This window comes from Schleiferilactobacillus shenzhenensis LY-73 (assembly GCF_000469325.1).
Lineage (GTDB): Bacteria > Bacillota > Bacilli > Lactobacillales > Lactobacillaceae > Schleiferilactobacillus > Schleiferilactobacillus shenzhenensis.
On sequence record NZ_KI271583.1, the window covers coordinates 235,670 to 246,146 of the forward strand.

Annotated in this window: 10 protein-coding genes; 7 read left to right on the forward strand and 3 right to left on the reverse strand. The window is 57.9% G+C overall.

From position 1 onward, the window contains the following. Nucleotides 1-320: 320 nt before the first annotated feature. A complete protein-coding gene (locus tag L248_RS03175; RefSeq protein ID WP_022528625.1) occupies nucleotides 321-854 on the reverse strand; it encodes a 3'-5' exonuclease in 534 nt (177 codons plus the stop codon). Beyond that, a complete protein-coding gene (locus L248_RS03180; RefSeq protein ID WP_040534567.1) occupies nucleotides 851-1,639 on the reverse strand; it encodes an exodeoxyribonuclease III in 789 nt (262 codons plus the stop codon). The genes L248_RS03175 and L248_RS03180 overlap by 4 nt, the downstream gene beginning before the upstream one ends. Nucleotides 1,640-1,764: 125 nt before the next feature. On the opposite strand from L248_RS03180, the gene murB reads away from it, so the two are divergent. Together murB and L248_RS03190 are read left to right on the forward strand one after the other, a co-directional pair. Further along, nucleotides 1,765-2,691: a UDP-N-acetylmuramate dehydrogenase gene (gene murB, locus L248_RS03185; RefSeq protein ID WP_022528627.1), complete on the forward strand. Its 927-nt coding sequence runs from the start codon at nucleotides 1,765-1,767 to the stop codon at nucleotides 2,689-2,691. Between the two features lie 21 nt (nucleotides 2,692-2,712). Then, a complete protein-coding gene (locus L248_RS03190; RefSeq protein WP_022528628.1) occupies nucleotides 2,713-4,821 on the forward strand; it encodes a cation:proton antiporter in 2,109 nt (702 codons plus the stop codon). On the opposite strand, the gene L248_RS03195 is transcribed toward L248_RS03190, so the two are convergent. Then, the gene (locus L248_RS03195) at nucleotides 4,798-5,730 is read right to left on the reverse strand and encodes an alcohol dehydrogenase catalytic domain-containing protein (RefSeq protein WP_022528629.1); all 933 of its coding nucleotides are present in this window, start codon (nucleotides 5,728-5,730) and stop codon (nucleotides 4,798-4,800) included. The two genes, L248_RS03190 and L248_RS03195, sit on opposite strands and share 24 nt — an antisense overlap. A 175-nt stretch (nucleotides 5,731-5,905) precedes the next feature. Here L248_RS03195 and L248_RS03200 point away from each other — a divergent pair, with 175 nt between their 5' ends. Genes L248_RS03200 through L248_RS03220 form a run of 5 tightly spaced genes read left to right on the forward strand, consistent with a single transcriptional unit; the run spans nucleotide 5,906 to nucleotide 10,281 of the window. Next, a complete protein-coding gene (locus L248_RS03200; protein ID WP_022528630.1) occupies nucleotides 5,906-6,442 on the forward strand; it encodes a helix-turn-helix domain-containing protein in 537 nt (178 codons plus the stop codon). 35 nt (nucleotides 6,443-6,477) lie between these two features. After that, on the forward strand, nucleotides 6,478-7,566 hold the full coding sequence (locus L248_RS03205) for an ABC transporter ATP-binding protein (RefSeq protein ID WP_022528631.1): 1,089 nt from the start codon (nucleotides 6,478-6,480) through the stop codon (nucleotides 7,564-7,566). 6 nt (nucleotides 7,567-7,572) lie between these two features. Then, the gene (locus L248_RS03210) at nucleotides 7,573-8,406 is read left to right on the forward strand and encodes an ABC transporter permease (RefSeq protein WP_022528632.1); all 834 of its coding nucleotides are present in this window, start codon (nucleotides 7,573-7,575) and stop codon (nucleotides 8,404-8,406) included. Then, on the forward strand, nucleotides 8,390-9,211 hold the full coding sequence (locus L248_RS16495) for an ABC transporter permease (protein ID WP_022528633.1): 822 nt from the start codon (nucleotides 8,390-8,392) through the stop codon (nucleotides 9,209-9,211). Before L248_RS03210 ends, L248_RS16495 begins: the two co-directional genes overlap by 17 nt. Further along, entirely contained in the window at nucleotides 9,208-10,281 is a 1,074-nt protein-coding gene (locus L248_RS03220) for an ABC transporter substrate-binding protein (RefSeq protein ID WP_022528634.1), read from the forward strand. Before L248_RS16495 ends, L248_RS03220 begins: the two co-directional genes overlap by 4 nt. Nucleotides 10,282-10,477: the final 196 nt, after the last annotated feature.

Sequence of the window (10,477 nt, forward strand, 5' to 3'; positions counted from 1 at the left end):
TCCCCAATTTCACAGCTGAGCCCCAATATGCTCCGCCCTCCGTCACCCTACATTCTTGGAGACCGGAACTGTCCTGCTCGTAACGAAGTTAGGGCAACTCCTCTGAGTACTAAGCCGAACCCGGCGGTGGGCCACCGGCTAATGTGTGTAGCGCCAAGAAATTACGATCGGGTAGGATGTAGGCGATTTGGGCCCAAATCGCCGGGTACGACGAACCATTTTCCAATACACAATAAAAAAAGGCTGAGCCAAATTTGGCCCAGCCTTTTTGCTGACGATTGAGATGGTGGTTGGTGTTCCAAACAGCCGCCCTTTCTCCCTTACACTAGCTTCACAAACTTCTTCAAGGCATCGTCACCGAACGCCGCTTCTTCCTGCAGCAGGATCTGGGCGCAGGCGATGCTGTCGGCGAGGGCGTTGTGGTGCTGGCGCAGGTCGAGGCCGAGGCCGGCCGCGACGGTGTTCAGCTTGTGGTTGGGCATGTTCGGGTAGAACCGGCGGGAGGTGCGCACCGTGTCGATGAGCAGGTAACGGGGGACGGGGATGCCGTAACTCGCTAAGGTGGATTGCAAAACGCGGCTGTCGAAGCCCGCGTTGTGGGCCGCGACCAGTTTGTCGGGGGTGTAGAAGTGGGCGATGTGCGGCCACACGTCAGCGAAGGTCGGGGCATCAGCGACGTCAGCTGTATGGATTCCGTGGATCTTGGTGTTGCGCCAATCCAGCTTGCTTTGGGGCTTGATTAATGTATAAAAAGAATCGACGATCTGGCTGTCCCGGACCACGACCAGCGCTAAAGAAAGCGCCGAGTCGGGGCGGGCGTTGGCTGTCTCGAAGTCCATGGCGGTGAAGTTCATGCGTCCTCCTTTGCAGGCTGGTCCGGCAGCAGGGCATCCGTGGTGTCCAGTTCGACGGGGCAGTGGTCGCTGCCCAGAATCGTCGTCAAGATTTGAGCGTCGGTAATCTCCGGCTGCAGACGCTGGGAATAGCAGAAATAATCGATGCGCCAGCCGGCATTACGGCTGCGGGCGGCGAAACGATAGCTCCACCATGAGTATTCCACTTTGGTCGGGTGGAAGTGGCGGAAAGAATCAATGAAGCGGTCCTTCAGCAAGACGGTGAACCCGGCGCGTTCCTGATCGGTGAACCCGGCACTGTGGTGGTTAGTGGTGGGATTCTTGATATCGATCTCTTCGTGGGCGACGTTCAAGTCGCCGCAAAAAATGACCGGTTTGCGTTTATCCAGATCAGTCAGATAGGCCCGGAAGGCTTCGTCCCAGCCAGCCCGAAAGTCTAGCCGCTTCAGTTCGCCGCCGGAATTCGGCGTGTAGCAGGTCACTAGGAAAAACTTGGGAAATTCCAGCGTAATGACCCGCCCTTCGTCGTCATCAAAGAATGGCTTGATGCCGTAAGTCACGTTAAGCGGTTCGTATTTACTGAAGACCGCCGTTCCGGAGTAGCCCTTGCGCTCGGCATAATTGAAATATTGGTGGTAGCCCGGCGTGTTGACCTCGGCCTGGCCCGCCTGCATCTTCGTTTCTTGAATACAAAAAATATCGGCATCCAGTGCTGTAAAAGTGGCCAAAAAGCCCTTCTTCAAAACAGCCCGCAGCCCGTTCACGTTCCAGGAGATCAGTTTCATCATGTTCACCTCGCTCTAAGGATACCTTATTTCAGGCGGGAGCGTAAAGGCGCAAACGCCCGGATGTGCTAAACTAGAGCCACACGGACAGTAGCGTCCGCACTTTAAAGAATAGGTGATTCTCCATGCTCGTTGACGTTGATTTTTCTGATGTTCTGACGGACGCCGGCTTTGCGCCGCTGCGCGATGAACCGTTGTCGAAATATACCTTTACGAAAACAGGCGGTCGGGCGGATTGGCTGATTTTTCCCCGCACCCACCAAGAGACGATGCAGCTGGTCCAGCTGGCCCAGCACCATGGCATTCCCTTGACGATCGTCGGTAATGCCTCTAACCTCATTGTCCGCGACGGTGGTATTCGCGGCCTCGTTTTGATATTAACGAAAATGGACCAGATTCGGGTTGAGGGGACAGATATCGTCGCCGAAGCCGGTGCCCGCATCATTGACGTGGCCGAGACGGCTTATCGCGCGGGACTCTCCGGACTGGAATTTGCGGCCGGTATCCCGGGCAGTGTCGGCGGCGCCATCTTTATGAACGCCGGCGCCTATGGCGGTCAGATCGATGAGGTGGCGGCGGCCATCACCTATCTGGACCGGGCCGGCCATCAGCACCGGGCAGCGGGCGCCGACCTGCACTTTTCTTACCGGCATAGTCTGATTCAGGAGAATGAGGGCATCGTGCTCACTGCCCGCTTCCACTTGGTTCGCGGGATCAAGGCCGATATTCGGGCCAAGATGGACCACTTCAACGCGTTGCGGGCGGCCAAACAGCCCCTGGAATACCCGTCCTGCGGCAGCGTCTTCAAGCGGCCGGTGGGGCACTATACCGGCCCGCTGATCATCAAGGCCGGCTTGCAGGGCAAGCAGATCGGCGGTGCCCAAGTGTCTAAGAAACATGCCGGCTTCATCGTCAACATCGACCACGCCACGGCGTCGGATTATCTGGCCTTGATCCAGCTGATTCAGCAGACCGTCTGGGCCGACTTCGGCGTTCGCTTGGAGCCGGAAGTGCGTATCATCGGCGAAGCACCGGAGGAAGACCAAGACTAGGGGAGAAAGGAGCAGCCAGCCATGCAGATTGCACTGATCGAAGGGGTCATTCTGCTGGTGGGACTGGTGGTGTTGTCGAACATCCTCAGTCATTACCTGGTGGACGTGCCCATCAGTTTGATTCAAATCGTCGTCGGCTTGGTGCTGGCGCTCTTTTTTGCGGTGAAGATCCCGCTGGAGTCTGACTGGTTTACCTTGCTGTTCATTGCCCCGCTGCTCTATAACGACGGGTCGACCTTTCCTAAGCGCCAGCTGTGGGAACTGAAAGGGCCGATCATTGCCAACGCCATCTTGCTGGTCTTCTTTGCCACCCTGGTGGGCGGCCTGTTCTTCCACTGGCTGCTGCCGACGGTGCCGCTGGCGGCAGCGTTGGCCTTCACGGCCATTATGTCGCCCACCGACCCGATCGCCGTGGAATCCATCGCCCGCCGGGCCAAGCTGCCGGATTACATCTTGCACCTGGTGGCCGGGGAAAGTTTGATCAATGATGCCAGCGGGCTGATTGGGTTCAAGTACGGGGTCTCCGCCACCGTGAGCGGCGTGTTTCACCCCGGCGCAGCCGTGCTCGACTTTTTCTATATTAGTATCGTTGGCGCCATCGTGGGTTTGGTGCTGGCCTTTTTGTTCCGGGCCGGGCAGACCTTTCTGTTGGACCATGGTATCTCGGACGTGCTGCTGCACACCATCGTCTCGCTGCTGATTCCTTTCGTCGTTTACTTAACGGCGGAAGAAGGGTTCCATGCCTCGGGCGTTATTGCCGTGGTCGTGGCCGGTATTTTTGCTTCCCAGCGGGCAGTGAACTTTGCCGCCCAGCCCGAACTGCGCATCGTCACCCAGCGCACGTGGCAGTTGGCGGTGTACTTGCTCAACGGTATGGTTTTCTTGATCCTGGGCATTGAACTGCCGGTGGCCTTCGGCGACGCTGTGGCCGATCCGGGGATCAACACCTGGAATGCAGTAGGCATCGCTTTTGCCATGTGGCTGATGCTGGTGGTCATCCGGGCGCTGTGGACTTACGGCGCAGCCCTGCTGCATACCTGGCGGTCCGGGAAGAAAAGCCGGCCCAGCTGGCGCACGGCCCTGTTGAGCGGTCTGTCAGGGGTCCGCGGGGCCATTTCCATGGCCGCCGTTTTCTCCCTGCCCTTGACCATTCGCGGCGGCCAGCCGTTCCCTGAACGGGCGCTGCTGCTGTTTGTGGCGGCAGGGATCGTTATCCTCAGTCTGGTGATGGCCGCCATTCTGCTGCCGATCCTGTCTCCGGGGAGCGGGCTGTTCCGGTCCCGGGGCAGCTCGGTGAACACGGCGGATGAGGCAGCAGACGCCACGGCCAAGACCGGTCAGACGATTTCGCTCAGCCAGGCGCAGGCCTATACCTACCGCGTGGCCATCACGGCGTTAGAAAGCGAGCGGCGCCAAGATAATCAGCGGGCGGTGCTGGCCATGATCAACGATTACGAACGGCGGCTGAAGCAGCTGCGTCAGCCCAACGGCGGCAAAGTCGTGTCGCCGCTGCTGGCGGAGAGTCTGCGTCTGCGGATCATCGGGGTCCAGCAGGAGCGGGCGGCACTGGACAAACTATGGCAGGCCAACCTGATTCAAGCCGGTACGTATCAGCACAATGTGACCCAGCTCCAGGCTCGGGAACGGGACTACCAGGCGATGCTGACGAATCAATACAAGCCGTGGCATAAACTTGTGCGGATGCTGCAAGCCCGCTACCTGCAGCTGCGGACCCGGCTGAGCGCCAGCAATAATGTCGCCAGCCCCCACCCCTTCTTTAATGAGCAGCTGTTCGTGGAACGGGAGCTGGCCAAAGGGGCGATCAAAGGCATCTCCCAGGTGACCAAAGCGCCTGAGTTTGCGACGGCCCATATTTCTCCCCAAAGCATCTACGAAGTGATCACCGCGTATCGCGGGCGCATCGCTCAGTTGAAGAGCTTGTCGGCACCGCGCAACCAGCAGCTGCCGGACCAGCTCAAAGCGCTCCGCCAGACGGCCTTGGCCGCTGAACGGAGCGCTGTGCAGGAACTCTTAGAGGCGGGGCGGGTGACGCCGGAGACGGCGACGACGCTGCGCCAGCAGATCAACTTTGCGGAGAACTTGGCCTTAAGCAATCGCGACGACGGTTAGGCCCCGGGCTGGCGCCGTCAATGCGGCGGGCAAGCGGTCAAACGGAATCGTTGTATAGCGGGGGAAGGGCGTCGGCCGCAAATTGGTGGCCAGCAGCTGCCAGAGTTCTCCCCGGTCGGCTGGGGCCAAGTGGACTGAATCGACACCTTGCAGACGAATACCCCGAAGGATGAACGGAAAGACCGTGGTGTTCAGCGCGGCCTGGCCCAGGTTGCCCACGGCCACCACCATCCCGCCGGGCTGCACCTGGGGTAATATCACACTTAACGCGTCGCCGCCGACGGTATCCAGGACGGCGGCGTATTTGGCGTGGGCCAGTGCGTGAGCGGGCGCTGGCCAGTCGTGGGTGACGCTCACGGTGACGTTGGTGTAATGCCGGCGGGCCAGGCTGGCAGCCGCAATTTGGGCCACGCTGCTGTGGCCGCCGGTGATCAAGATAGGGGCATTCTTGTCGGTGAGGGCAGTCACCCGAAACATCTCGGTGAGGGCCGCCGCCGCGGTCAGCCCAGCGGTCCCCAAGGCCATGGCGTCCGCCGCCGTGAGTTCGGCGGGCCGCTGGGTCAGGTAGCGCACAGGCAGGCGGACATATTGGGCAAAGCCGCCGGGCCGGGCAACGCCCAGGTCGAAGCCGGTGGCCAAAACGGCGGTGCCCACGGGCCAGACGGGCTGATTCGACGCGGCCACCACGCCGGCCAGATCGATCCCGCCCACCAGCGGATAGCGGTCCGCAGCGATGACCCGGCTGGCTGGAGTGAGCGCCAGCCGGTCCTTATGGTTGATGCGGCTGTACTGAACTTGCACCAAGACCTCATCGGTAGCCAGTTCGCTGGCATTCGGCCGGGGACGGGCGGTCCAGCGCCACGGCTGGTCAGACTCACCGGTGAATTCTAATGCTTGATAGGTCGACATGGCGGCCGCTCTTTTCTGCTAATCAATAATCATTATCATTATAACGGAAGTAGGCCGCGTAGACGAATCTTTTCGGCCTTTTTGCTTGCACTTCATCCCCTGGTCCGTATAATGGTCCGTGTACTAAACTTTTGGTTTAGTTCTACGTAACTGATGCTTAGAAAGCAGGCGGCTCATGGATATTGGTGCACGCATCCGTAATTTGCGCATTCAGAAGGATCTGACCCAGGAAGAACTGGGCGAACGGACCGATCTGAGCAAGGGGTTTATTTCGCAACTCGAAAATAACCAGTCCTCCCCGTCCCTGGATACGTTCTTTGCCATACTGGAGGTATTAGGGACCACCCCCGCCGCTTTCTTCGCCACGGCGGACGAACCGACCCGGGTCGTTTACACGCCGGCCGCCCAAACGGTGTATGAAGATACGGCCCAGCATTACACGCTGCATTGGCTGGTCCCGGATTCCAACGAGAAGCAGATGGAGCCGGTGCTGTTGACCTTCTCCGGCCCCGGCACCTATAAGACTTTCCCACCGTCACCGGCAGAGACCTTTATCTATTGTCTCCAGGGCAGTATCACCTTGCATCTGGGGGAGCGGGATTACGTGGCCAGCGCCGGCGAGTCGATGTACTACCGGGCCGACGCCCCCCACCAGCTGCGCAGCAGCGGACCGTGTCAGGTGCTGATCACCGCCACAGATTCGTATTTGTAAGTTAGAAAAATACCAGGGGAGGAGTTCTTTCACTCATGGCGACACCCATTGTCGAATTCAAAAACGTTAATAAGTTCTTCGGGGACTTTCAAGCACTTAAAAATATCAACTTTGCGCTGGATCAAGGCAAGTTTTACTCGCTGCTGGGGCCTTCTGGTTCCGGCAAGACCACGATCCTGCGCACCATCGCCGGATTTACCTCGCCCACCAGCGGCACGGTCTTGTTTCAGGGTCAGCCCCAGAACAATATTCCGGCCAACAAGCGCAAGGTCAATACCATCTTTCAGAATTATGCATTGTTCCCGCACCTGAACGTGTTCGACAATGTTGCTTTTGGTCTGTCGATTCGGCACGTGCCCAAGGACGAGATCGAGACCCGGGTGATGGACAACCTGAAGCTGGTCCACTTGCAAGACCTGGCTAACCGGGAGATCAACGAACTATCCGGCGGCCAGCAGCAGCGGGTAGCCATTGCCCGGGCGATCATCAATGAACCGGTGCTGCTTCTGTTGGATGAGCCGTTGTCCGCACTGGATAAGAAATTGCGCCAGGACATGCAGTACGAACTGCGCGAGCTGCAGCAGCGGCTGGGCATCACCTTCGTCTTCGTCACCCATGATCAGGAAGAAGCCTTGGCCTTAAGTGACGAGATCTTCGTCATGGACGCTGGCGAAATTTTGCAGAACGGCACGCCGGTGGACATTTATGATGAACCGATCAACCACTTCGTCGCGGACTTCATTGGTGAATCTAATATCGTCAAGGGCACCATGATCAAGGACTACGAAGTCGAATTCGTGGGCAAACGGTTCGAGTGTGCCGATGCTGGCATGAAGCCCAACGAACCGGTGGAAGTGGTCCTGCGGCCAGAAGACCTGGACGTCACCACCCCGGAGAAGGGAAAATTGGTCGTCCAAGTGGATTCCCAGCTGTTCCGCGGCGACCACTTCGAAGTCGTGGCGTACGACGCTGACCACAACGAATGGCTGATCCATTCCACGAACCCGGTGGAGGAGGATAAAGACATCGGCTTGTTCTTTGAACCGGAGGACATCCACGTGATGCGCTTCAACGAAAAAGAAGCCGATTTCGACGCTCGGCTGGAAACATACGAAGGGGAGTGATCACGCATGAGCAATACGGCCAAACGCATTTATTACATTCCCTACATGCTCTGGATCGTTCTCTTCGTCATTGCCCCGGTCGCGTTGATCATCTACCAGTCGTTTTTTAATCTGGATCACCAGTTCACTTTGGCCAACTACGCCACGTACTTCACTTCCAGTACGTATCTGATGATGACCCTGAACTCGTTCTGGTACGCATTGATCATCACTGTGGCGACTGTCCTGATCAGCTACCCGGCGGCCCTCTTTCTGAATCAATTGAAGCACAAGAACTTGTGGCTGCTGCTGATTATCCTGCCGACGTGGATCAACCTGCTGCTCAAGGCTTACGCCTTCATCGGTATCTTCGGCCAGCATGGCTCGGTGAACCAGTTTCTTGGCTTCATCGGCATCGGTCCGAAGCAGATTCTCTTCACGGACTTCAGTTTCATCTTCGTGGCCACCTACATTGAGATTCCGTTCATGATCCTGCCGATCTACAACGCCATCGCTGAGATCGACCCGGCTTTGCTGGCGGCCAGCCGCGACCTGGGGGCCACGAACTGGCAGACGCTGACCCGGGTGCTCCTGCCGCTGACCCGCAAGGGCATCGTCGCCGGTGTTCAAGCTGTTTTCATCCCGTCCTTGTCGCTGTTCATGCTGACGCGGCTGATCGGCGGGAACCGGGTCATTACCCTGGGCACCGCCATCGAGGAGCATTTTCTGACCACCATGAACTGGGGTATGGGCTCGACCATCGGCGTGGTCTTGATCGTCATGATGTTCCTGAGCATGGCGGTCACGGGCGAACGGCATCATAAGAGAAAGGAGATCGGTACCGGTGCAAAAGAAAAATAACCTCGGCCGCCTCTATTTGGTCTTCGTCTTCTTGGTGCTCTACCTGCCCATTGCGTACTTGATCTATTTCTCCTTCAGCACGGGCACCACGATGAACACCTTCAAACATTTCACTTGGGCGAATTACCAGACCCTCTTCGCCGACACCCGGCTGATTCAGATCGTGCTGCAGACGCTGCTGCTGGCGCTGCTTTCTTCCTTGATTGCCACCATTGTGGGCACCATGGGTGCGCTGGGCATCGCCGGCACCAAGCGGATGAGCAACCGGAATATCATGCTGTCGTTGAACAATATTCTGATGGTGTCTCCGGACGTGATCATCGGGGCGTCGTTCCTGATCCTCTTCACGATGCTGGGCCTCAGCCTGGGCTTCGGCTCGGTGCTGGCCAGTCATATTGCCTTCTCAATCCCCATTGTGGTGCTCATGGTGCTGCCGCGTATCCAGGAAATGGACCAGGCCCTGATCGATGCCGCTTATGATCTAGGGGCCAGCGGGCCGCAGGTCTTGAACCGGGTCATTCTGCCCTTCATCACCCCCGGCATCGTGGCCGGTTACTTCATGGCCTTTACCTATTCCCTGGACGACTTCGCCGTCACCTTCTTCGTCACCGGTAACGGCTTCGCTACTTTGTCCGTGGAGATCTATTCCCGCGCCCGGCAGGGGATCTCCCTGGAGATCAATGCCCTGTCCGCCCTGATGTTTATCTTTGCCCTCGCCCTGGTGCTGATTTATTTCTTCATCCAGATGCACCAAGCCAATGTCAGTGAACGCAACCGGAAGAAAGCCGAGGCGAGTGAATCATGAAAAAACTGATGAGCTTCTTCATCGCCATCGTGGCCGCCTGTATTCTGCTGCAAGTGGGCGTGAGCCGGTTAGAAAGCGCCCAGGGCGATTCTGGGGCGAAAACGCTGAATCTGTTCAACTGGGGCGACTACATCGATCCGTCGCTGATCAAGAAGTTTGAGAAAGAAACCGGCTATAAGGTGAATTACGAGACCTTCGACAGCAACGAAGCGATGCTGACCAAGATTCAACAGGGCGGTACCAGTTACGATTTGGCTGTCCCCAGCGATTACACCATCGAAAAAATGAAGAAAGAGCACCTGCTCATTCCCCTGGACCGCAGCAAGCTTAAGGGGATGAACAACATCGGCAGCGACTTCATCAACAAGAGCTTCGACCCCGGCAACAAGTACTCTATCCCTTACTTCTGGGGGACGCTGGGTATTATTTATAACGATAAGTTCGTCAAGGCGTCAGAAATGCAGCACTGGTCCGACCTGTGGAATCCCAAGTGGCACCACAGCATCATGCTGGTGGATAGTGCCCGGGACATTCTCGGTTTCTCTCTGGTGCGAAACGGCGATTCGATGAATACCCGCTCACCGGCCAAAATTGCCCATGCCCGGACCGAGCTGGATAAACTGGCGCCGAACGTGAAAGCCATCGTCGCGGACGAGATCAAAATGTACATGATCCAAAACGAAGCGCCGCTGGCCGTCACCTGGTCCGGCGAAGCCAGCGAGATGCTGGACAACAACAGCCACCTGCACTACGTTGTCCCGACCGAAGGCAGCAACCTGTGGTTCGACAATTTGGTCATTCCCAAAACGGCCAAGCACTTCGATGCGATCTACGCGTTCCTGAACTTCATGCTGGAGCCGAAGAACGCCGCTCAGAACACGGAGTACGTTGGCTACGCCACGCCGAACACCAAGGCCAAGGCCCTCTTGCCGAAGGATGTGCGCAACGACAAGCAGTTCTACCCCGACGCGGACACCGTCAGCAAGCTGCAGGTTTACGAAGACCTGGGGCTGAAGACCGTGGGGCTGTACAACGACGAGTTCCTGGAATTCAAGATGCACCGGTCATAAGACCGACAAAACTGGGCCATCCTTCGCAATCGTGAGGGATGGCCCAGTTCTTTGTGAATGGGGAAGAAAGATTCGCGATACCCGGCGATTTGGGCCGGTACGGCGTTGTGCTTCGCACTGCCGCCTCGTGAAGCAGGATATGATTCGCGAGACCCGGCGATTTGGGCCCTCCGGCTGGCTGGGCGTGGAACGTGGC

What these genes read in the sequence shown, in the direction of transcription:
- L248_RS03175 (WP_022528625.1), bottom strand. Translation starts at nt 854, where the DNA reads ATGAACTTCACCGCCATGGACTTCGAGACAGCCAACGCCCGCCCCGAC.
- L248_RS03180 (WP_040534567.1), bottom strand. Translation starts at nt 1,639, where the DNA reads ATGAAACTGATCTCCTGGAACGTGAACGGGCTGCGGGCTGTTTTGAAG.
- murB (WP_022528627.1), top strand. Translation starts at nt 1,765, where the DNA reads ATGCTCGTTGACGTTGATTTTTCTGATGTTCTGACGGACGCCGGCTTT.
- L248_RS03190 (WP_022528628.1), top strand. Translation starts at nt 2,713, where the DNA reads ATGCAGATTGCACTGATCGAAGGGGTCATTCTGCTGGTGGGACTGGTG.
- L248_RS03195 (WP_022528629.1), bottom strand. Translation starts at nt 5,730, where the DNA reads ATGTCGACCTATCAAGCATTAGAATTCACCGGTGAGTCTGACCAGCCG.
- L248_RS03200 (WP_022528630.1), top strand. Translation starts at nt 5,906, where the DNA reads ATGGATATTGGTGCACGCATCCGTAATTTGCGCATTCAGAAGGATCTG.
- L248_RS03205 (WP_022528631.1), top strand. Translation starts at nt 6,478, where the DNA reads ATGGCGACACCCATTGTCGAATTCAAAAACGTTAATAAGTTCTTCGGG.
- L248_RS03210 (WP_022528632.1), top strand. Translation starts at nt 7,573, where the DNA reads ATGAGCAATACGGCCAAACGCATTTATTACATTCCCTACATGCTCTGG.
- L248_RS03220 (WP_022528634.1), top strand. Translation starts at nt 9,208, where the DNA reads ATGAAAAAACTGATGAGCTTCTTCATCGCCATCGTGGCCGCCTGTATT.